We start from the raw sequence: 21,457 nt of genomic DNA, 5'->3' as shown, positions 1-21,457 counted from the left end.
TCACCCGTCCAGACCGGCCAGCACCAGCGGCAGCCGCTCCGCGCCCCCGGCGACCACGCGCACCGGAACTCCCCAGTCCTGCTGGTGCACATGGCACGCCGGGTACTCGTTCTCCGGGTCGTCGTCGCACGACGCCGCCATCGCGGACACGTGCAGCACCCCCTCCGCGACGTCCGGGGACAGCACCAGCCGGCGGCCGAGGTCCGTGCCCTTGCCCGCGCCCTCCGCCAGCAGCTCCGGCGGCGTGGCGCTCACCAGCAGCCGCGTGGACGGCCCGTACCGGGTGTCCAGCTTCTGCCCGGCCGGCGCCTGGAAGACGACGTCCAGCAGCAGCTCCCCGGGGGCGACCTCGGTCGCCTCCCGCCGCGTGCGGTGCGCCACGGACTCCACGCGCACCGCCTCCTCCGGCAGCCGCAGCCGCGTCAGCCGGTGCCGTGCCGACTCGACGACGAGGATGTCGTCCGAGCCGGGCACGAGCACGGCGCCGGAGGGCTCGCGCAGATCCGTCGCCACCGTGCTGACCTGGCCCGTCGCGGGGTCGTAGCGGCGCAGCGCGTGGTTGTAGGTGTCGGAGACGGCGACGGAGCCGTCCGGGAGGACGGTGACGCCCAACGGGTGCTGGAACAGCGCCTGCCGCGCGTCCCCGTCCCGGTGCCCGAAGTCGAAGAGCCCGGCCCCGACGGCGGTCCGCACGGCGAACCCGTCCCCGTCCCGCTCCACGTACCGCAGCGCGGAGGTCTCGGAGTCGGCGACCCACAGCCGGTCGCCGTCCGCCGCCAGCCCGGAGGGCTGCGCGAACCACGCGTCGGCGGCGGGGCCGTCCACGAGCCCCTCGTTCGTCGTGCCCGCGACGGCCTCGACGGCGTCCGTCGCCGGGTCGTACGTCCAGAGCTGGTGGACGCCGGCCATGGCGATCCAGAGCCGGTCCGCGTACCAGGCCAGGTCCCAGGGGGACGAGAGCGCCACCTCGCGGGCCGGGCCGGACGTCGCCGCCCCCTGCCACCACTGGCGGCCGGTGCCGGCGACGGTGGTGACCCGCCCGGTCGCGGGGTCGAAGGCGCGCAGCGCGTGGTTGACGGTGTCGGCGACGACCACCCGCCCGTCGGGCAGGAGCGCGAGCCCCTGGGGCTCGCTGAACCGCACGGGCTCGTCGCTCAGCCCGCGCTCCCCGGTGCCGATCCGCCGGACGACGGTCTCGCCGTCCCCGGCCAGCTCCACGAGCTGGTGCCTGGTGGTGTCCGACACCAGGAACCCGCCGCCCGGCAGGGCCAGCACCTTGCCCGGGAAGCGCAGATCGGTCGCGACCGGCTCGGGCGCCACGTACGGCCCGTCCCCGCGCCGCAGCGTCCCCTTGGCCGCGTGCTCGGCCTCCAGCTCGGTGACCAGCGCCTCCAGCGCGTGCGCGTGCCCCTCGCCGGCGTGCTGGGCGACGACGTACCCCTCCGGATCGATCACGACGAGCGTCGGCCACGCCCGCACCGCGTACTGCTTCCACGTCGCGAGCTCGGGGTCGTCCAGGACGGGGTGGTGGACCCCGTAGCGCTCCACGGCGTCCACGACCGCCCGGTGCTCGGCCTCGTGCACGAACTTCGGCGAGTGCACGCCGACGACCACCGTGGTGTCCCGGTGCTTCTCCTCCAGCTCCCGCAGCTCGTCGAGCACGTGCAGGCAGTTCACACAGCAGAACGTCCAGAAATCTACAACAACGCACTTACCTCGCAGGTCCGCGAGGGACAGATTTTTGCCACCCGTGTTGATCCACCCGCCCTTGCCTATCAGCTCGGGAGCACGGACACGGGGACGGCGCGGAGCGGGGGAAGCAGCGTTCATGCACCCAGGGTGCCATCCGTGTATGAACGGAGGATCACAGGCGCCCGACCGGGCCAATCGAAAGCCCCACCCGCACGCCACGGGGGCAGCGCACGAGCAGGGCCCTTCTCCCTCACCGCTCCCGCTGATCCGCGCAAAACCTGCACGGGAACGGGCACGGCGGATGCTCGTTGACCCGAGGTATGTAGACGACACCAGAGCGAACGTTCAGCGCCCCGCCGTACTCGGTCCACCACCCCTCGGGAGAGTCCGCGTACGGGCCGTCAAGGTCGTCCACAAGGCTCACCGGCTCCGGGGCCTGTAACGGGACTGCCGGACACCTCTGGAGTCTCGCGGGGGTCACCGCTGCGCCGCCCGTTCTTGCCGGGCGAGACGGCCCGCCAAGACGGCCCCCGGGGGCGTGCCCACGACGATCGCGTACCCGAACGTCTGCCAGAAGTGGCGGTGTCCGGTGTCACGGGTGTGGTTGAAGGTCCATGCCTCGGCTTCCGCCTGGCCGTCCTTGATGATGAAGCGTTCGCCGCAGCCCTCTTCAGCGCAAAAGACGGCGAACTCTGCGGCCGTGGCCGGGTCCTGGAGCGTCGTCCAGTCCGCGTACCAGTGGCGACTACGGCTCACTTGGCGCCCCCCGCCCGCGCAACGCAGTCCGTGTGCCAGTACACGACGACCGGGGAGCCGGAGGCTCGTTCGATGTCCCCGCGTCGGCAGATCTTGTCAGTGCGGATGGGTTTCCGGCACATCCCGCACGTCTGCCCCTTCGGGGGGTAGGTCACGTACTCGTACGGGTGCCCGGTCTCGCGCGTTCTCGCCATCGTCGCTGTCCCCTCGCGTCCAGGTGTGCCGATCGTCCCGGCGGATATGGGGCCCGGATAGGGGCATCGCTGGGGGCAAGTGTTGTTCGATCAGCCGTTCTTATGCCGTCAAGGACCAGCGGTAGGGGCAAGATGGGCTTCATGACCATCGGGGAACTAATCAAGGACCTCCGCAAGGCTCGCGGCTGGAGCCAGGGCCGGTTAGCTTCAGAGATCAACAAGGCATTCGGTACCACGCTGACTCGGGAGTACATCGGCCGTTGGGAGCGTTCCGCAGTGACACCGGGACCGTTCTACCTCCGGTGCTTGTCCGCAGTCCTAGATGTCCCCCTGGCTGTCCTTGAGGATGAAGTGAACCGACGGACGTTCCTCTCCGATGTCGCTGCCACCGCGATAGCCCCGGTGGTCGCCTCCGACCTGCTCAGCATGGGGTTCGCCGCACGGCTTCAAGGCGGCCCATCCGTAGACAGGTGGGAAGCCAAGTTGGCCACGTACGGTACCGAGTACATGAGCCTTGGCGCTGCTGATATTCAGCGGCGCGTGAGCGGCGAACTCGTCGTGGTTCAACAGCAGTTGGAGGACCCGCACCTCTGGTCCGTCGCCGCACGGCTCATGACGTTGTACGCCAAGACTTTCCCCGGTTCGGACGGCGCCAAGGCAGTGCACTGGTATCGCCTAGCAGCGCGCGCAGCGGACCACTCTGGAGACGACGAGGCGCGCGTCTGGGTCCGGGGGCGGGCCGCTATCGCCCTGGGGTACGAGGGCGCCTCTCTGGGGGTCGCAGACGTCCTTGCCGATCAAGCCCTAGCTGTCGGTGCTGACAGGCCCTCTCTGGGGCTCCTGAACGCCGTCTACGGCAAGGCCCACGCCGCAGCACTCCGGGGCGACAGTGAGGCGGCCCGCAACCTGGACACCCATGGCCGCCGGATCTTCGACCGGGCAGGGTCGTACGAGCAAACCAGCGACTATGCCGTTCCGTGGTGGCGACTCAACGTATTCCGGTCCCTGCTACTGGCCCGCCTCGGAGATGAGAAAGGGGCCCTTGAAGCGCAGGAACAGGCGGCACGAGAGCTACCCGCAGAGTTGCCCCGGTTCGCTACCCACCTAGAACTGCACCGGGGCCTAATGCTTGCCCGGTCCGGGGACAGCGCAGGAGGGGCCGCCTATGCCCAAGCCGCTATGGACGCGCTGCCGCCCGAGAAGCACAGCCTCACGCTGCGGATGCTCATGGACGAGATCAGGGCCTGAGAGCCTGTGGAACCGGTCCCCTAGCCAGCCCAGCGAAGGGTCAGCCACAGGTGCTCAGGCACTCGGACGAAACCCCCAGACGCGTACGCGGACGGCGCTGCTATCGGCCCCCGGCACGGGAGAAGGCGCTTAGGGGCCACTACCCACCCCTTGACACGCCGTTCCGACCCGCTACCAAGGCGTTCACAGGGCATATCTCAGGCGCAGTGAGACACGTTGCAGCAGGTCAAAGCCAATGTTTCGGGTCGAAAAACGGTGTCACACTCAGCACGCGAACGCGGAGCTTGGACCGGGATCGCCAGACGTACGAACGAGCGAACTTCCGCAGCGCCCTGCCCCCTCGCTGCGCCGACACAGCGAAAGACCGCCTGTCGTGAAGACAGACGGCCTCTCAAGCCTCGGGGCGCAGCGGACTACGACGCGTCGCCCAACGCCCGGTACAGCGTCGCCCGGGACACACCAAGCGCCTTCGCTATCGCCGTCACGCTCTCGCCCTTCGCACGGCGCGCCTTCGCAGCGGCAAGCTTGTCAGCGTCCATCACGGCCGGACGCCCCCCGGTACGCCCCTGCGCCCTGGCAGCGTCCAGCCCCGCCCGGGTCCGGTCCTTGATCAGGGCCCGCTCGAACTCCGCCATCGCGCCCACCACCTGAAGCATCAGCCGGCCGTCCGCCGTACCGGGGTCGATGCTCGCCAGCGCACCCGTCAGGACCTTGAACCCCACCCCCCGTTCGGCAAGAGCGTCCACCATCGTCACAAGGTCAATCAGCGACCGGGCGAACCGGTCCAGCTTCCACACGCACAGCGTGTCCCCGGGGCGCAGGTAGTCCAGCGCGGCAGCAAGCTCCGAGCGATCCGTGTTCTTCCCGCTCGCCTTGTCCGTGAAGATCCGGGCGCAGCCAGCATCCGACAAGGCGTCAAGCTGCAACTGCGCTTCCTGGTCGTCCGTGGAGACTCGGGCGTAACCGATGAGGTGTCCGGTGTTCGTCGTCATGCCCCGACTGTCTCACAACCCGTCTCAGAACATCAAGGGTTTCGGAGAGGTTGTGAGACGGGTTTTGAGTCACGATCCCGGCCCGTCCGGCGCGTCGGCGAGGGTGTCTCACAAACCATCGTTTGATGGACGCCCTGCCGACAGTCACTCACGGCAACGACCCACCGAAATGCCCGAATTGGCCATGCGAGGAAAAAGTCTCCCTGCCGATCAGTGCAGCGAGGGAGAGGGGGCACCCGCCTGGGAGTGGTGACGATGTGACGAACTGAGGCATGATTCTGTATTCCCTAAGAGTTCTCTATAGGGATACAGAGACCTACCCTCACTTCGTCACTTCGTCACCCGCGCCGCCGACCGGGCGACTGGAAAACCCGTACACCCGGCGAAGTGCTATACGGTTCCGGTCTCCGGCGGCAGGCTCAGCGGGTCATCCCCCACCCCTTGGCGTCATTCGCCCAGCGCCACGCCCCGCCAACCCTCATAACCCGCAAGCTTCCGGCGCGCACCAAACCGCCGGTCCATCGCAGCGAATAGCGCGCGTTTACCTGCCGTCGCGCCCAGCGAACGAGCCAACACGGGTTCAGCGACGCAGAACGCATCCCACACGGCCGTCGTGCGTACATGGACGCTCCGGGGCGCAGCGGCGAGACGCTTGACCCACTCGCCAGGATCACGCATCGGAGCGCGGAAGCTCTCGAACTGCGAAGCCAGCGAAAGGAGTTGAGTCGCCCGGCTGTTGGGGGCCGACAGGATCTCCGAAGCTACGGAGCCAATCACCGGAACTACGTCCGGATCGATGGGCGCAGCGGGAATATGGATGTACGACGCATCCCGTGCCAACTCGTCCGCAGCCTCATTCAGGTACTCTTTCGCGCCCGGGTCGGTGGCTGCGTTTGCCTGGATTCGCAGCTCGCGCATCTGATCCATCAGGTACTTCCAGCGCGCCCGCGCGTCCACCGCCTCAGCGTGAGCAGCGTGCAGCCCAGCCCCAAGGTCGCGCAACCACTCACCCATGCCACGCCGGATCAGCGGCAGATCACGGCGTTCCCCGCCCGGCGTCGTCCAGTCCGCCCCCGTCCACACGAACGGCGTCGGGCGCCCCGCCTTGTCGGCGTGCTGCGCCGCCGTCTCCAGCGCGCTGCGAGCGACCGCGTCGTCTATGTACTTCCCCAACTTACCCAAACCCCCATAAGAAATATGTTCAATCACTTTTCTCCCCGCTGTCCGCAGATCGCGAAGCGATCGAGGACCCCAGTAAGTGACCCAAGGTGACCCAAGAACCACCCATCAAGTGACTCTGTAGTCGTGCAAAGTCCCAGGTCACCCGCCATTTAGGTGAAAAGAGAGCAACAAAAACACAAAACAAGCTATAGGGCAAACGGGAAACGGGGTCCGTTTCGCCATCCACCCCACCTCGCCGAACACGGCAAACCCTAGGCGCACCAGCCGACAACGCCCCTCGGAGTCCATGTGCGCCCCCAGGAATGCCGAACGGCCCGGCACCGGGGAATCCCGGCATCGGGCCGTGACAGGCACTCAGGCAGGCTTACAGAGGCATAACTTCCCTGACCGTCGCCCACTCAATCCGGACTCGCTGCTCAGGCACGAATCGTCGTCCGCGCTGTCCCTTGCTGACCTCAACGCGCTCGATCGCAAGCGACAACCGTTCCCGGCGCTCTACATTCGTGGAGTCACCCCACGCTTCGCGCAGGATCTCGCTGTCCAGCATCGGAGTCACGTCCACCGATGGCATCGGCAGCGTCGCCAAGTCGGCGCGCAGTCCGTCTATGCGTTCCCTGAGCCGCCCCGTCAGCCGGTTATACCGCTCCACCGCCGCAGCCCCCTTGAACTCGCCGCGCACGTAGCGAGCATCTTCAAGGTCGGCCAACCTCGCTTCCTCATCCTCGATCTCCGCCTTGATGGCGTCCCGCTTGGCGAACGTCTCCGGATCAGACCGGTGAACCCAGCGGTCAGCCATCGCGACCACCAGAGGGTCAGTCGGCTCAAGAGCGGGAAGCTTGGACAGGAAGCTCTCGGCGACGTATTCGTCTACGCGGTCGGCCATCGCGTTGGCTCCGGGACACTGGTTCCCCGCGCGGCGCGCCATGCATTGGTAGCTGTTGCCCACACGGTGCATCCGCCGCCCACAGCCCGGCACCCCACAGAAGATCAACCCCGTGAGCAGCGCTGTCCCTTCGGCCTTCGGACGGCGCTTGCCCGCGTGTACGAACGTCCGCTCCTCAAGCTGCCGGAGGATCTTGTCTCGCTCGCCCACGGTGACGATCCCCTCCCCGATCTCCACCGTGTCCAACGTCTCCGGATCCCGGTACGGGAAGACGCGCCCCGTGTACTTGCGCTCCCCATCGTCCGTCTCCACGCTCTCGGTCTCGGGCATGAGCCCCGCGAACGCTGGCGACCGCAGAAGCTGCATGATGCTCGCCGCGTTCCACTGCCCACCACGAGGAGACAGAATCTCGTACTCGTTGAGCAGCCGGGCGATCTTCACCAGGGACTTACCGGCCAGCGCCTCATCCGCTATCAGACGGGCGTAGACGGCGTCCTCAGCATCATGGACGAGCTTCTTGGTCTCGGGGTCCACCCGCAGCCCGTAAGGCGGCTGTCCGCCGATCCACTGGCCCTTGCTACGGAGGTAGCGCTTCGCGTGCCCGACACGGGTGCCCAGGTTCTTGGACTCCGTGCGCGCCAGTTCGGCGAGCATGGCGACGATCATCCGGGCCGAGTCGTTCGACGTGTCCAACCCGTCCATGACGGAGACCAGCCGGCCGCTCGCCTTCTCGATGTCGTCAAGGACCTTGCCGACCTGTCCGATGCCCCGGCGCGACAGCCGGTCGAGCTTCCAGACGATCAGGGTGCCGACCACTCCGGCGGTGACAGCCGCAAGTGCGGCGTCGAATCCCTTGCGCTCCACGGTCTTGTAGCCGGAGCGACCTCTGTCGATGTGAACCTTGCGGACCGTCAGACCGTTGCGCTCAGCCCACGCACGGCAGTCCGCTTCCTGCCTCTCAATTGCCGTCTTGCCGTCCCTGTCCAGCGACAGACGCAGGTACAGGTCACAGATCGAGTCTTGGTGCACCACGTAAGTGTCTCCTGGAAGTTCCGTGGTTCGTTGTGAACTTCCAGAAGTCGAGGATGACGATCCGCCCGCGCAGCTCCGCGAGCCCGAGCTCCTTCCCGCCCGTATTGAGCCAGCCCCCCTTGCCGATCAGCTCGGGGGCACGGACGCGGGGGCGACGGGGCGTGGGAGCACTCATGACACAAGGGTGCCATCCGCGCATGAACGCACGATCACAGGCGTCCGACAGGATCGGCGGACGGCCCCGCCCACACGTCTCGCAACAGGGACGCGCGGGCGGGGCTACGGGGTCAGACGAGGCCGATCCCGGCCTGCGCCTTGATCGTGTCCACGGCGTCACTGCTGAGCCAGCGCAGAGGCACGACGGTCCACCGGTCGCCCTTGCGCATGATCACGGCGTTGCCGTCCTTGGTGCGCCCGATGTGGGTGAACCCGTGGTCGCGCCGTAGGTCCTTCGCCAGGTGCTCGCCGTGGATCATGCGCTACTTCCCTTCGCGCTCCTCATCGTCGGCCCTGCTGCTGTAGACGCTACCGTTCTGCGAAACCTGCGTACCGGGGTCGGTCGCCTGGTCCCGGTTCTCGTTCGGGCCCCAGTCGTCGTCCTTCTCGCCCATCCCGCACGCTCCTTCCGGATCAAGGCTGTGCCGACAGGGAGCTGCGTCGCCCGCTCCGGGCCGGTAGGTGCCGACTCCCAGACGCGTACAGGACCGGCCGCAAGTGCGGCGTCGAACCCCCTGCGCTCAACAGTGACCGTCCGGGGCGGGAACGCCGAGCGGCTCCTTTACCGTCCCTTTAACCGTGAAGAGACCACATATTCGATCCCCGCGCGCCCTCGTGGCCGCCTCCGCCGCCCTCGGGCTCGCCCTCGCTTCCGCCGGGACCGCCGAGGCGGCGGCCCGGGAGCCCGGGACCAGGGCGAGCCTCACCCAATACGCGCTCGCGCCGGGGCTGTTGAAGATCACCGGTGGCCGGACGCCCGGCAACCCGTCGCAGGTGCACGGGGTGTTGGGGATGCCCGAGGGGAAGGGACCGCATCCGGTGGTCGTGGTGATGCACGGGGCGCATCACAACTGTGTGACGGCCAGGAAGGGGGACGGCGTCACGCAGAACCCGGTGAAGACCACATGGCCGCTGGTGTGTGCCAAGCCGGGGAAGAAGGAGAAGGGGGTCGGGCCCGACTACCTGCGGCAGGACGCCGGGCTCTCGCACCTCGTGGAGGCGCTGACGCGGAAGGGCTTCGTCGCCGTGTCGATCGACGTCGTATCGCCCGAGATCTGGTGGGGCGGCGAGACCGATCCGGTGAAGGGGTACACGGATCTCGTCGACGCACATCTCAGGCTGCTCTCCGACCTCGACAAGGGCGTCAGCCACGGGCTGAAGGTCCCCGATGCCAAGGGGCGGATCGACACCTCGCGTGTCGGGCTCGTCGGGCACAGCCGTGGCGGCGGGTACGTCCTGTCGCAGAAAGCCGCCCAGCGGAAGGGGCTGTTCGGCGTCGTGGCCGTCGAGCCGGCGGAGAACGCCGAGAAGGCCACCCACAAGGTGCCCGTGCTCAACGTCCGCGGCGCGTGCGACGAGGACACCGGCCCCGAGGCCGGGCTGGCGACGATGAAGGGGCTGGCCGAGTCCGGCCGGACCGAGGTCGCGGCCGACGTGCTGCTCGCCGGTACCGGGCACCGCATGCTCAACACCAACCTGGCGCCCACCGACAAGGGCGGCGGCAACGGCGGCTGCAAGCCGACGAAGGTGGTGAACCCGGCCGCCGCCCGCGCCCAGGTCGCGCAGCTGACCGCCGCCTTCCTGGACCAGGCCCTGCACAGGGCGGGCTCCTACCGGCTCCCCGCCGTCAAGGGCCTCGCGCCCAAGGGCGGAAACCTCCGCAAGGGCGGTCCGGCCGTCACGTTCCGTGCGGCGCGGCAGGAGACGTACACCGATCCGCACCGGATCCGGGAGACGTCGTCGAAGGAACGGCTGCTGCCGGCGGTACCGAAGGGGCTCAAGGTCGACAAGGTGCCGGACGACGGGATCTAGCGGCCCAGCACCCGGTTGCGCAGGGCGGGGAACTCCTCGCGGGTGCGGGACACCCGTGCCATGTCCAGGTCCGCCCGGAGGATCTCCTCGCCGGGGCCCGCCTCGGCGAGGACCTCGCCCCAGGGGTCCACGACGATGCTGTGCCCGGCCTGCTCGACGCCGCCGTTGGTGCCGGCCGTGCCGACGGCCAGGACGTACGCCTGGTCCTCGACGGCCCTGGCCCGGGCCAGGAGGGTCCAGTGGGCGCGGCGGGCGGCGGGCCAGCCGGCGGGGATGACGAGGGTTTCGGCGCCGGCGTCCACCAGGGCCCGGAAGAGTTCCGGGAAGCGCAGGTCGTAGCAGGTCGCCAGGCCGATCACGGTCTCCGGGAGCTGTGCCGTGACGACGTCCCGGCCGGCGCTCATCAGGACGGCCTCGCCCTCGTCGAAGCCGAAGAGGTGGATCTTGCGGTAGGTGCGGACGAGCCGTCCCGACGGATCGAACACCAGTGAGGTGTTGAACAGGCCGTCCGCACCGGCCTGTTCGATGATCGAGCCGGCGTGCAGCCACACGCCCGCCTCGCGCGCGGCGGCCGACATCAGCCGGGCCGTGGGGCCGTCGGCCGGCGACTCGGCCTCGTCGGGGAGGTGGCCGGCGCACGCGAAGGCGCCCGTGGTCCACATCTCGGGGAGGACGACGAGGTCGCTGCCGCTCTCCGCGCGGACGAGACCGGCCGCGCGCTCGCGCCGTGCGTCCGGGGACTCCGCCGCGTCGACGGCGAGCTGGATCAGGGAGACGCGCACAGTCACCACCACTTTCCGCCCACGAAACCTCTGCCGGGTCACCCGTGCGCAGCGTAACTTAAGAGACCCAGACAGCACTTGCCCCGCACCGCAGCACACACCGCACGACGAGGGATCCCGTGACCGTCCACCCCAGCCTTCAGCCGGCGATCGACGCCTGGACCCATTCCATCGAAGCGGTCGCCGAGTTGGTGAAGCCGCTCGCCGAGCGCGACTGGAACCGGCCGACGGACTGCCCGGGCTGGTCCGTGCGCGACGTGGTCTCCCACATCATCGGGGTGGAGAGCGAGATGCTGGGCGAACCGCGCCCGATCCACACGCTGCCGCGCGATCTCTACCACGTCACCGACGAGTTCTCGCGGTACATCGAGGTGCAGGTGGACGTGCGGCGCTGCCACACGGCGCTGGAGATGACCTCCGAGCTGGAGCTCACCGTCATCCGCCGGTCGCGGCAGCTGCGCGGCGAGACCCGCTCGCCGCGCGCTCCGGTGCGCTGGCCGCTCGGGAGTGGCCCGGAGCAGACGCTCGAACAGGCGTTGACCACAAGGGCCTTCGACGTGTGGGTGCACGAGCAGGATCTGCGCCGGGCGCTGGGCGTGCCCGGCAACCTGGACTCGCCCGGGGCGCTGATCGCGCGGGACGTCCTGGTCGCGGCGCTGCCCCGGGTGGTGGCCGGGCGGGCGGGCGCGCCGGCCGGTTCGGCGGTGGTCGTGGACGTGCACGGGCCGGTGGAGTTCCTGCGGACCGTACGGGTGGACGCGGCGGGCCGGGGCTCGGTGGACTCCAGCGTCTCGCTCGGCCCGGCGGTGACGCTGACGACGGACTGGGAGACGTACACCCTGCTGGCCTGCGGGCGGGTGCGGCCGGAGGCGGTGGACGGCCGGCTCTCGGTGGAGGGCGACCCGGAGCTGGCGGCGGCGATCCTGCGGGAGTTCGCGGTCACGCCGTAGGGCGCGGGGCGCCGCCGCCCCGCGCCCTCGTCACGCCCTCGCGGCGGCACCGGTCCGCCGGCCCCTCACGGCGACACCGGCACGTGCACCGTCTCCACCCGCGACGCCACGACCCGTTCGCGCTCGCGGCGCTGGGCGCGGCCGCTCAGGCGGAGGATCTGGACGAGGCCCACGGCCTGGAGGGCGAAGACGGAGGTGAGGGCGGCCCGGTAGTCCCCGCCGGTGGAGTCGAGGATCAGGCCGATGGCCAGCAGGGTCGTGATGGAGGCGGTGAATCCGCCCATGTTGACGATGCCGGACGCCGTGCCCTGCCGCTCCGGCGGGTTGGCGGGGCGGGCGAAGTCGAAGCCGATCATCGAGGCGGGTCCGCAGGCGCCGAGCACCGAACAGAGCGTGATCAGCAGCCACATGGGGGCGTGCGGCCCGGGCCAGGCGAGGGCCGCGCCCCACAGCAGGGCGGTGGCGCCGATCGTGCCGAGGGCGAGCGGCAGCCGCGCGGCGTGGTGGCGGCCGATGATCTGGCCGTAGACGAGGCCGACGGCCATGTTCACCAGGACGACGAGGGTGAGGAGTTCACCGGCGGTGCCCCGGTCGAGGCCCTCCGCCTCGACGAGGAACGGCATGCCCCACAGCAGCAGGAAGACCATGGCCGGGAACTGGGTGGTGAAGTGCACCCACAGGCCGAGCCGGGTGCCGGGCTCGCGCCAGGCGAGGGCGATCTGCCGGCGGACGTACCCGGCGCCGGGGTGCGGGGCGGGCGCCGGTTCGTACCCCCGCGGGTGGTCCTGGAGGAAGGCGGCGAGCAGGACGAGGACGACGGCGCCGGCCGCGGCGCTGCCGGCGAAGGTGGCGGTCCACCCGTGGGTGTGCAGCAGCTGGGCGAGGACGAGGGTGGAGACCAGGTTGCCGGCCATCCCGAACAGCGCCGCCACCTGGGCGATCATCGGGCCGTGCCGGGCGGGGAACCAGCGGGCGCCCAGCCGCAGGACGCTGATGAACGTCATGGCGTCGCCGCAGCCGAGCAGGGCGCGGGCGGCCAGCGCGCCGGCGTAGGAGTGGGAGAGGGCGAAGCCGAGCTGTCCGGCGGTGAACAGCAGGACGCCGAGGGCGAGCACCTTCTTGGTGCCGAGGCGGTCGACCATCAGGCCGACGGGTATCTGCATCCCGGCGTAGACCAGCAGTTGGAGTATGGAGAAGGTGGACAGCGCCGAGGCGTTGATGTGGAAGCGCTCGGCCGCGTCGATGCCGGCGACGCCGAGGCTGGTGCGGAAGACGATGGCGACGAAGTAGACGGCGACGCCTATGCCCCAGACGGCCACCGCGCGGCGGCCGCCGGGCGGGTCCCCCGGCAGGGCCGTGGCCGAGGGGCTCATCGGACGTCCCCCTGGGCGAGGTCGCGCACCCAGCTCACATGGCGGTCGACGACGGCGACCGCCGCGGCCGCGTCCCCGGAGCGCAGGGCGTCGAGGATCTCGGTGTGCTCGGCGATGTTCTTGGCGATCCGGTCGGGGTGGGCGTGCATGGCCGCCACCCCCATCCGCAGCTGGCGGTCGCGGAGCTGGTCGTAGAGGCGGGAGAGGATCTGGTTTCCGGCACTGCGGACGATCTCGGCGTGGAAGGCGCGGTCGCTCACCGAGACGGCGGCCAGGTCGCCCTCGGCGGCCTGCCGCCGCATGGCCTCGACGAGCTCCTCCAGCCTGCTGATCAGCGCGGGCGCGGCGGGCACCGCCTTGGCCGCCGCGTGCTTCTCCACCAGCAGCCGGGTCTCCACCACATCCGCGATCTCCTGGGCGGACACGGCCAGCACGAGCGCCCCCTTCTTGGGGTAGAGCTTGAGCAGTCCCTCACCCTCCAGCCGCAGCAGCGCCTCCCGCACCGGGGTGCGCGACACCCCGACGGCCTCGGCCAGCCCGCCCTCGGTGAGCAGCGTCCCCCCGGCGTAACGCCGGTGGAGGACCCCGTCCTTGACGTGCGCGTAGACGCGCTCGGCGGCGGGGGGCTGTCTGACCTGTGCGGAAGCGGGGGAAGAAGGCATGCGCACAGCATAGATACAAGACAGATGCTTGATGAGGGCGTGTCCGCGATCCGGACGGCCGGTGGTACGGACCGGCTATGGACGCTCGTCGTCCAGCGGGGTGATGAACACGAAGCGCAGGTCCTGGCGTTGTATCGGCAGCAGGACGTGGCTGGTCACCCGGATCTCGGCGTGGTCGTGGTACGGCAGGCGCAGCCGGAAGACGTGTCCGTCGCGGTGTTCGACGACGTCGTGCTCCTCGGCCCAGATGCGCCGGCAGGCGGCGTCGGAGTCGAGCACCTCGCGGACGAGGGCGCGCAGTCCGGCGTTGCCGGGGTTGCTGTTGGCCGCGACGCGGAGCATCGCCAGGTACGTCCGGGCGCAGCTGTCCTCCCAGTCGAGCATCTGCTCGCGGGCCTCGGGGTGGAGCAGCGCCCAGCGCATGAGGTTGGCCCCGGGGCGCAGCACCCACGGGAACCACTCGCCCATGAGGCGGTTGGAGGCGACGACGTTCCAGGCGATGTCGGAGAGGTAGGCCGGGTACGTCGTCTGCTGGACCAGCAGATCCCTTACGCCCTGCGGGAGTTCGCCGGCGGCGGCGCGCGGCTCGGGCGGGCGGCGCCCGCAGACCGCGAGGAAGAGGGTGAGCGTCTCGGCCTCGCTCAGCCGCAGGGCGGCGGCGACCCGCAGGAGGAAGCCCTCGGAGAAGTCGCGCCGGCGGCCGGCCTCCAGCGCGCGGTACCAGCCCTCGCTGACGCCGGTCAGCCGGGCGACGTGCTTCTGGGACAGCCGGCGGCCGGGGCGGGGCTGGGTCCAGCGCAGTTCGGGGACGGTCCGCGCGTCGACGCGGGCCCGCCAGGCCCGGAGCAGACGGCTGATGGACTCGCCGTCGCGCACGTCGTCCAGGTCCACGGGGCCTCACATTTCCGACACTGCAAGTGTCGGTCAATCCTAAGTAAATTGCCCCACACGGGCCATTCCGCCCCTCGGGGCGGGGATGCTCCGAGGCCGCTCACGCCTGTGGAGGGCCCGGGTGCGCCGGGCTCCGCACCGGAGGGGGGTGGGGAGCGGGCGCCCTCCGGGCCCTCCGCGCTTTTCGTGCCCCCGCCCCGCCCTTTCTCCCCGGAGGGGGTGCCCCCGGTTTCCGGAGGGCTTCGCCCCTGTGCCGCCCCGGGCGCGGGTGCCGCGCGCGGGGCGGCCGGGGGCTTCGCCCCCTGGGCCCCGGAACCGCTGCCGGGCACCCCCCACCGGGGGAGAAGGAGCGGGGCCGGGAATGACCTAGCCCCAGGTCAGCAGCCGCTTCGGGTGCTCCAGCACGGCGGCGACGTCGGCCAGCACCTTCGAGCCCAGCTCGCCGTCCACCAGGCGGTGGTCGAAGGACAGCGCCAGCGTCGTGACGTGCCGCGGCTTGACCTCGCCCTTGTGCACCCAGGGCTGGAGCTTGATCGCGCCGAGGGCCAGGATGGCGGCCTCGCCCGGGTTGAGGATGGGCGTGCCCGTGTCCACGCCGAAGACGCCGACGTTGGTGATCGTCACCGTGCCACCGGCCATGTCCGCCGGGCTCGTCCTGCCCTCGCGGGCCGTGCTCACCAGCTCGGAGAGCGCCTTGGAGAGCTCCGGGAGCGTCTTCGCCTGGGCGTCCTTGATGTTGGGGACGATCAGGCCGCGCGGCGTCGCGGCGGCGATGCCGAGGTTGACGTAGTCCTTGCGGACGATCTCCTGGTTCTCCTCGTCCCAGGCCGCGTTGACGTCCGGGTTCCGCCGGATCGCGACGAGCAGCGCCTTCGCCACGATCAGCAGCGGGTTGACGCGCAGCCCGGCCATGTCCGGGTCGGCCTTCAGCTTCTGGACGAGCTTCATCGTGCGGGTGACGTCGACGGTGATGAACTCCGTGACGTGCGGCGCGGTGAAGGCGCTCGCCACCATGGCCTGCGCGGTGGCCTTGCGGACGCCCTTGACCGGGATGCGGGTCTCCCGGGCGGGGGCCCCGCCCACGACGGCCCCGGCCCCGGCCGGCGCGGCGGCGGCCGCCGGTGCCCCGGCCGTGACAGCCGCCCCGGCCTGCGCCCCGGCGAGCGCCGCCTGCGCGGCCGCGTGCACGTCCTCCCGGGTCACGATCCCCCCGGCCCCGCTCGGCGTCACCCCCGCCAGATCAACGCCGAGATCCTTGGCCAGCTTGCGCACGGGGGGCTTGGCGAGGGGGCGGTCGGGGCGGGGGGTGGTGCCGGCGCTTGGGGCAGGGGTCACCCCAGGGGCAGCGGTACCGGCCGCGGCCTGGCCCGCGCCGGGGGCGGCGCCCGCACCCGGGACGGTGCCCGCACCCGTTGCAGGGGCCGCACCCGGGGCAGCCGCACCCGCGGCGGCAGCCCCCGCCGCAGGAGCCGCGCCCCCGTGCCCGTTCAGCTCCGCCTGGACCGCCGCCGCGTACGCCGCCTTCGGGGCGGACTCCGGCGGGGTCTTGCGCGGGCGGCGCTTGGTGGAGGACGGCGCGGCGCCGTACCCGACCAGGACGGCCTGGCGGCCCTGCGGCTCCTCCTCGGCAGCGGCCGGAGCCGCCTCCGGAGCCGGGGCGGCGGGAGCCGCGGCCGGCCCCGCCCCGGGCTGCGTGTCGACGGAGATGATCGGCGTACCGACATCGACCGTCGTGCCCTCCTCGAAGCGCAGCTCGTGCACCACGCCGTCGAAGGGAATGGGCAGTTCGACGGCCGCCTTGGCGGTCTCGACCTCGCAGACCACCTGCCCGTCGGAGACGGTGTCCCCGACGGCCACGTACCACTTGAGGATCTCGGCCTCGGTGAGGCCCTCGCCCACGTCGGGCATCTTGAACTCGCGGAAGCGCTGGTCGCTCGCTGTGCTCGCAGTCATCGTCACGACTCTCCTCGGCCCTCAGTACGCAAGCGCGCGGTCTACGGCGTCGAGTACCCGGTCCAGCCCCGGCAGGTACTCGTCCTCCAGCCGCGACGGCGGATAGGGGGCGTGGTAGCCGCCGACCCGCAGGACGGGGGCCTCCAGGTGGTAGAAGCAGCGCTCGGTGATCCGGGCCGCGATCTCGGCGCCGGAGCCGAAGAAGACCGGGGCCTCGTGGACCACGACGAGCCGGCGGGTGCGCTCGACGGACGCCTGGATCGCGTCGAAGTCGACCGGCGAGACGGACCGGAGGTCCAGGACCTCCAGCGACTTGCCCTCCTCGGCGGCCGCCGCGGCGGCCTCCAGACAGGTCTTGACCATGGGCCCGTAGGCGGCCAGCGTCAGGTCCTTGCCGGCGCGCACCGTGCGGGCGGCGTGCAGCGGCCCGGGGACGGCCTCGCGGTCGACCTCGGAGCGGTCGTGGTAGCGCCGCTTGGGCTCGAAGAAGATGACGGGGTCGTCGCACTCGATGGCCTGCTGGAGCATCCAGTAGGCGTCGGAGGCGTTCGACGGCGTGACGATCTTCAGGCCCGCGACATGGGCGAACAGCGCCTCGGGGGACTCGCTGTGGTGCTCGACGGCGCCGATGGCCCCGCCGTACGGGATGCGGATGACGACCGGCAGCTTGATCTTGCCGAGCGCGCGGGCGTGCATCTTGGCGAGCTGGGTGACGATCTGGTCGTACGCGGGGAAGACGAACCCGTCGAACTGGATCTCCACGACGGGCCGGTAGCCGCGCAGCGCCAGGCCGATCGCGGTGCCGACGATGCCGGACTCGGCGAGCGGGGTGTCGATGACGCGGTCCTCGCCGAAGTCCTTCTGCAGACCGTCGGTGACGCGGAAGACGCCGCCGAGCTTGCCGACGTCCTCGCCCATGACCAGGACCTTGGGGTCGGACTCCAGCGCCGTGCGCAGCGAGGCGTTGATCGCCTTGACGATCGAGAGCTTCTCGGTGGCCATCAGTTGCTCTCCTCGTCCGCGAACTGCGCCTGGTAGGCGACGAATTGCGCGCGTTCCTCGTCGACCAGCGCGTGGCCGTCGGCGTAGATGTGCTCGAAGATCGCCGTGTCCGCGGGGTCCGGCATGGTGCGGACGGTGTCGCGGACGCGCTTGGCGAGGGCGTCGCTCTCGGCCTCCAGGGCGGCGAAGAACTCCTCGCCGGCGTGGCCCTCGCGCTCCAGGTGGCGGCGCAGGCGCAGGATCGGGTCCTTGGCCTCCCACAACTCCCGCTCCTCGTCGCGGCGGTAGCGGGTGGGGTCGTCGGAGGTGGTGTGGGCGCCCATCCGGTAGGTGAACGCCTCGACGAGCATGGGGCCCTGGCCGGTGCGGGCGCGCTCCAGGGCGGCCTTGGTGACCGCGAGGCAGGCCAGCACGTCGTTGCCGTCGACGCGGACGCCGGGGAAGCCGAAGCCCTCGGCGCGGCGGTAGAGCGGGACGCGGGTCTGCTTCTCGGTGGGCTCGGAGATGGCCCACTGGTTGTTCTGGCAGAAGAAGACGACGGGGGCGTTGTAGACCGCGGCGAAGGTGAACGCCTCCGCGACGTCGCCCTGGCTGGAGGCGCCGTCGCCGAAGTAGGCGATGACGGCCGAGTCGGCGCCGTCCTTGGCGACGCCCATGGCGTAGCCGGTGGCGTGCAGCGCCTGCGAGCCGATGACGATCGTGTAGAGGTGGAAGTTGTTCTCGTTGGGGTCCCAGCCGCCGTGGTTGACGCCGCGGAACATCCCGAGGAGGTTGGTCGGGTCCACCCCGCGGCACCAGGCGACGCCGTGCTCGCGGTAGGTCGGGAAGACGTAGTCGTCGTCGCGGGTGGCGCGGCCGGAGCCGATCTGCGCGGCCTCCTGGCCCAGCAGGGAGGCCCACAGGCCCAGTTCGCCCTGGCGCTGGAGGGTGGTGGCCTCGCCGTCGAAGCGGCGGGTCAGCACCATGTCGCGGTACAGGCCGCGCAGTTCCTCGGGCGTCACGTCGATGGCGTAGTCGGGGTGCTCGACCCGCTCGCCCTCGGGCGTCAGCAGCTGTACGAGCTCCGGCTTGTCCGGCCCGGCGGCCGGCTTCTTCGCGCCTGCGCGTTTGCCGCTGCGCGGCTTGCGCGCGGCGGTGCTGTCCACGGTCACGTGTGCTCCTCCGTCTGTCCGGCCCCCGGGGTCGCCGGTGGCCGTTGGGGGTCCCCCCGCCGTGGGGCTGGGGGGTGCTCGCCCGCTTCCCGACGGCACACGGGGTGGGTGTGCCGAGGCCGAACCGGGCGCGACAGGCGCCCCGGCGAATGGCCTGCAACAGGCACGTTACCCAGTACCCGGCATTCCTGCGAAACCCTCTCTGACCTGCGATTTTGCTTGGATTTCCAAGTAAATCGAGAAAGGGCCGCAGCGGTACTGGTCAGAGCCTTGCGAGCCTCCCCCGCCGGAGCGGAGTTACCGCCGGAACGACCGCACGTTATCCCGGAGGACAAGAGCAGGGGAAGACTCGATGTGTGAGACTGACACTGTGCGCGAACAAGGAAAAATCACGGTATTTCTGCTTGACGACCACGAGGTGGTGCGGCGCGGCGTCCACGAGATGCTCTCCGTGGAGGAGGACATCGAGGTGGTCGGCGAGGCCGGTACCGCGGCCGACGCACTGGTGCGCATTCCGGCCACCCGGCCCGACGTCGCCGTTCTGGACGTTCGCCTTCCGGATGGCAGTGGAGTCGAAGTATGCCGTGAGATCCGCGCCCAGGACGAGGGCATCAAATGCCTGATGCTCACCTCGTTCGCCGACGACGAGGCGCTTTTCGACGCGATCATGGCCGGGGCCTCGGGATATGTGCTGAAGGCGATTCGCGGCAATGAGCTGCTCTCCGCCGTCCGCGACGTCGCCGCCGGGAAATCCCTGCTCGATCCGGTCGCGACGGCCCGGGTGCTGGAGCGGCTGCGGGACGGCAAGGACCCCAAGGGGGACGACCGGCTCGCCTCCCTCACCGACCAGGAGCGCCGCATCCTCGACCTGATCGGGGAGGGCCTGACCAACCGGGTGATCGGCGAGCGGCTGCACCTCGCCGAGAAGACCATCAAGAACTACGTCTCCAGCCTGCTGTCCAAGCTCGGCATGGAGCGCCGCTCCCAGGCCGCCGCGTACGTGGCCCGGCTCCAGGCCGAGAAGCGCTGACGGGACGGGCCGGGCCGTCCGTTTAGGGACCAACGTCCCGCCCGCGACAGGGCGGGTGGCTCTACGGACACCCTGGGTGACGGTGCAGAGTAAGCGCATGCCTTCAGACGAGTACCGAGCGCTCGAACTGCTCGACAGCGCCCCCTACGGACGGCTCTCCGTGACCATGCGCGCGCTCCCCTTCGTCATCACCACCCGGCACATCGTCTCCGACGGCAAGATCCTCATCCGGCTGCACGGCGGCTACGGCTACGGACGCGCCTGCGACGGCTCCGTCGTCGCCTACAACGCCGACAACTTCGGCGGCCGCGAGGAGGGCGACGAGAACGTCTGGCACATCCAACTCATGGGCACCGCACGGACGTTCACCCCCGGCCCGGCCGAGCTCCCGCGCTTCGGCCCGGCCCCCCGCACCGCCGACGACAGCCCCTTCATCCCCGAATACCTGTGCATAGAACCGCAGTTCATCACCCTGCACCACCTCGAAGGCGTACCCGCGCGGACCGCCGCGCACGCTTCGTGAACTAACATTTGGGGCGTGCCGCGCTCACTTGTCCACCACGCACCGCCCCACGCCCCACCCCCCGACGGCACCCTGCGCACCCTGCTGCGCCGCTACCGGCAGGCGGGTGAGCCCGTCTCCTGCGAACCGCTCACCGAGGGCCTGCTGAACCGGGGTTACCGGCTCTCCACCAGCCGCGGCCGCTTCTTCCTCAAGCACCACCTCGACGGCGACCCGGACGCCATCGCCCGCCAGCACGCCGCCACGCTCCGGCTGGGCGCGCTGGGGCTGCCGGTCGCCCCGCCGGTCGCCGACGACGAGGGCTCCACCGTCGCCGTCCTCGGCGGCCGCTGCTACGCCCTCCACCCCTGGGTGGAGGGCCACCACCGCGACGGCGGCGGGCTCACCGAGGCCCAGTCCCGGCGGCTGGGCGCGCTGCTGGGGCGGGTGCACGTCAGCCTGGAGACGGTGATGGAGGGCGTCGCGGGCGAGTCCGCCGGGGACGGGCCGGGGGACGGGCCGGGGGACGGGCCGGGAGGACCCCCGCTGACCCCCTCGGGCCGCTGCCCGGCCCCCGGCGCCGCGGCCGACCCCGAGGAGACCTACGCGCTCATCGAGGAGCTCCTGGTCCTGGTGCGCCGCCGGCCCCGCGACGCCTTCGACGAGCTGGCCGAGCACCGCCTCGTCGAGCGCCGCGCCCTGCTGGAGCAGCACGCCCACCGCCGCCCGCCGGCCGCCGCCATCCCCGCCCGGGGCTGGGTGCACGGCGACTTCCACCCGCTCAACCTGCTCTACCGGGGCGCCGAACCGGCCGCGATCGTCGACTGGGACCGGCTGGCCGTCCGCCCGCGCGCCGAGGAGGCCGTCCGCGCGGCCGTGATCTTCTTCCTGCGGCCCGACGGCACCCTCGACTTCACGAAGATACGGCCCTACGCGCGGGCCTACCGGCGCAGCACGGGCGCCGGCCCGGCCGAACTCGCCGCGGCGGTGCACCGGGTGTGGTGGGAGCGGCTCAACGACTTCTGGATGCTGCGCTGGCGCTACCAGCTCGGCGACCACCGCGCCGACCCCGGTTTCCCGGCGTCGGCGGCGCTGGCCGTGTGGTGGACGCGCGCGTACGAGGACGTGCACGACGCGTTCACCGACTAGCGGCG

20 protein-coding genes are annotated in these 21,457 nt (G+C 70.9%); 6 read left to right on the top strand and 14 right to left on the bottom strand.

Features of this window, described 5'->3' with window-relative positions; genetic code table 11:
- Both AC230_RS27945 and AC230_RS27940 read right to left on the bottom strand, forming a co-directional pair.
- Window positions 1-1,830: an NHL domain-containing thioredoxin family protein gene (locus AC230_RS27945; RefSeq protein ID WP_049719137.1), complete on the bottom strand. Its 1,830-nt coding sequence runs from the start codon at window positions 1,828-1,830 to the stop codon at window positions 1-3.
- 339 nt (window positions 1,831-2,169) lie between these two features.
- Window positions 2,170-2,448: a DUF7848 domain-containing protein gene (locus AC230_RS27940; protein WP_049719136.1), complete on the bottom strand. Its 279-nt coding sequence runs from the start codon at window positions 2,446-2,448 to the stop codon at window positions 2,170-2,172.
- Between the two features lie 335 nt (window positions 2,449-2,783).
- Between AC230_RS27940 and AC230_RS27930 the strand changes: the two genes are divergently transcribed.
- A complete protein-coding gene (locus tag AC230_RS27930) occupies window positions 2,784-3,890 on the top strand; it encodes a helix-turn-helix domain-containing protein (RefSeq protein WP_049719519.1) in 1,107 nt (368 codons plus the stop codon).
- 413 nt (window positions 3,891-4,303) lie between these two features.
- Here the strand turns inward: AC230_RS27930 and AC230_RS27925 are convergent, their stop codons facing one another.
- The 5 genes from AC230_RS27925 to AC230_RS34425 all read right to left on the bottom strand — a co-directional run bounded on the left by AC230_RS27925 (window position 4,304) and on the right by AC230_RS34425 (window position 8,590).
- Window positions 4,304-4,882: a recombinase family protein gene (locus AC230_RS27925; RefSeq protein WP_049719134.1), complete on the bottom strand. Its 579-nt coding sequence runs from the start codon at window positions 4,880-4,882 to the stop codon at window positions 4,304-4,306.
- 447 nt (window positions 4,883-5,329) lie between these two features.
- Window positions 5,330-6,091, bottom strand: coding sequence for a hypothetical protein (locus AC230_RS27920; RefSeq protein ID WP_157868671.1), 762 nt, complete (start codon window positions 6,089-6,091; stop codon window positions 5,330-5,332).
- A 337-nt stretch (window positions 6,092-6,428) separates the two neighbouring features.
- A complete protein-coding gene (locus tag AC230_RS27915; protein WP_078871630.1) occupies window positions 6,429-7,979 on the bottom strand; it encodes a recombinase family protein in 1,551 nt (516 codons plus the stop codon).
- A 287-nt stretch (window positions 7,980-8,266) separates the two neighbouring features.
- Window positions 8,267-8,455, bottom strand: coding sequence for a hypothetical protein (locus AC230_RS27910; RefSeq protein WP_049719131.1), 189 nt, complete (start codon window positions 8,453-8,455; stop codon window positions 8,267-8,269).
- A 3-nt stretch (window positions 8,456-8,458) separates the two neighbouring features.
- Entirely contained in the window at window positions 8,459-8,590 is a 132-nt protein-coding gene (locus AC230_RS34425) for a hypothetical protein (RefSeq protein WP_277816935.1), read from the bottom strand.
- 184 nt (window positions 8,591-8,774) lie between these two features.
- On the opposite strand from AC230_RS34425, the gene AC230_RS27905 reads away from it, so the two are divergent.
- Window positions 8,775-10,007: a dienelactone hydrolase family protein gene (locus tag AC230_RS27905; RefSeq protein WP_049719130.1), complete on the top strand. Its 1,233-nt coding sequence runs from the start codon at window positions 8,775-8,777 to the stop codon at window positions 10,005-10,007.
- On the opposite strand, the gene AC230_RS27900 is transcribed toward AC230_RS27905, so the two are convergent.
- Window positions 10,004-10,789, bottom strand: a complete 786-nt coding sequence (locus AC230_RS27900; protein ID WP_049719129.1) for a carbon-nitrogen family hydrolase — start codon at window positions 10,787-10,789, stop codon at window positions 10,004-10,006. The two genes, AC230_RS27905 and AC230_RS27900, sit on opposite strands and share 4 nt — an antisense overlap.
- 119 nt (window positions 10,790-10,908) lie before the next feature.
- Between AC230_RS27900 and AC230_RS27895 the strand changes: the two genes are divergently transcribed.
- Window positions 10,909-11,739 (top strand): maleylpyruvate isomerase family mycothiol-dependent enzyme, encoded by an 831-nt coding sequence (locus AC230_RS27895; RefSeq protein WP_049719128.1) that lies wholly within the window; start codon window positions 10,909-10,911, stop codon window positions 11,737-11,739.
- A 65-nt stretch (window positions 11,740-11,804) separates the two neighbouring features.
- Here the strand turns inward: AC230_RS27895 and AC230_RS27890 are convergent, their stop codons facing one another.
- From AC230_RS27890 to pdhA, 6 genes are all read right to left on the bottom strand, one after another.
- The gene (locus AC230_RS27890; RefSeq protein WP_049719127.1) at window positions 11,805-13,112 is read right to left on the bottom strand and encodes an MFS transporter; all 1,308 of its coding nucleotides are present in this window, start codon (window positions 13,110-13,112) and stop codon (window positions 11,805-11,807) included.
- Entirely contained in the window at window positions 13,109-13,774 is a 666-nt protein-coding gene (locus AC230_RS27885; RefSeq protein WP_049719518.1) for a GntR family transcriptional regulator, read from the bottom strand. Before AC230_RS27885 ends, AC230_RS27890 begins: the two co-directional genes overlap by 4 nt.
- Before the next feature lie 75 nt (window positions 13,775-13,849).
- On the bottom strand, window positions 13,850-14,665 hold the full coding sequence (locus AC230_RS27880) for a helix-turn-helix transcriptional regulator (protein WP_049719126.1): 816 nt from the start codon (window positions 14,663-14,665) through the stop codon (window positions 13,850-13,852).
- A gap of 366 nt (window positions 14,666-15,031) precedes the next feature.
- Window positions 15,032-16,618, bottom strand: coding sequence for a dihydrolipoamide acetyltransferase family protein (locus tag AC230_RS27875; protein ID WP_049719125.1), 1,587 nt, complete (start codon window positions 16,616-16,618; stop codon window positions 15,032-15,034).
- 21 nt (window positions 16,619-16,639) lie between these two features.
- Window positions 16,640-17,620, bottom strand: coding sequence for an alpha-ketoacid dehydrogenase subunit beta (locus AC230_RS27870; RefSeq protein ID WP_049719124.1), 981 nt, complete (start codon window positions 17,618-17,620; stop codon window positions 16,640-16,642).
- Window positions 17,620-18,771: a pyruvate dehydrogenase (acetyl-transferring) E1 component subunit alpha gene (gene pdhA, locus AC230_RS27865; RefSeq protein WP_049719123.1), complete on the bottom strand. Its 1,152-nt coding sequence runs from the start codon at window positions 18,769-18,771 to the stop codon at window positions 17,620-17,622. The genes AC230_RS27870 and pdhA overlap by 1 nt, the downstream gene beginning before the upstream one ends.
- 370 nt (window positions 18,772-19,141) lie before the next feature.
- Between pdhA and AC230_RS27860 the strand changes: the two genes are divergently transcribed.
- The 3 genes from AC230_RS27860 (at window position 19,142) to AC230_RS27850 (ending at window position 21,452) form a co-directional block, all read left to right on the top strand.
- Window positions 19,142-19,801, top strand: a complete 660-nt coding sequence (locus AC230_RS27860; RefSeq protein ID WP_049719122.1) for a response regulator — start codon at window positions 19,142-19,144, stop codon at window positions 19,799-19,801.
- Between the two features lie 97 nt (window positions 19,802-19,898).
- On the top strand, window positions 19,899-20,324 hold the full coding sequence (locus tag AC230_RS27855) for a pyridoxamine 5'-phosphate oxidase family protein (RefSeq protein ID WP_049719121.1): 426 nt from the start codon (window positions 19,899-19,901) through the stop codon (window positions 20,322-20,324).
- Between the two features lie 15 nt (window positions 20,325-20,339).
- On the top strand, window positions 20,340-21,452 hold the full coding sequence (locus AC230_RS27850; protein WP_049719120.1) for a phosphotransferase: 1,113 nt from the start codon (window positions 20,340-20,342) through the stop codon (window positions 21,450-21,452).
- Window positions 21,453-21,457 lie beyond the last annotated feature (5 nt).

It is taken from the genome of Streptomyces caatingaensis (assembly GCF_001187435.1).
In the GTDB taxonomy this organism is placed as follows: domain Bacteria; phylum Actinomycetota; class Actinomycetes; order Streptomycetales; family Streptomycetaceae; genus Streptomyces; species Streptomyces caatingaensis.
This window is presented reverse-complemented; position numbering and strand designations above follow the sequence as displayed.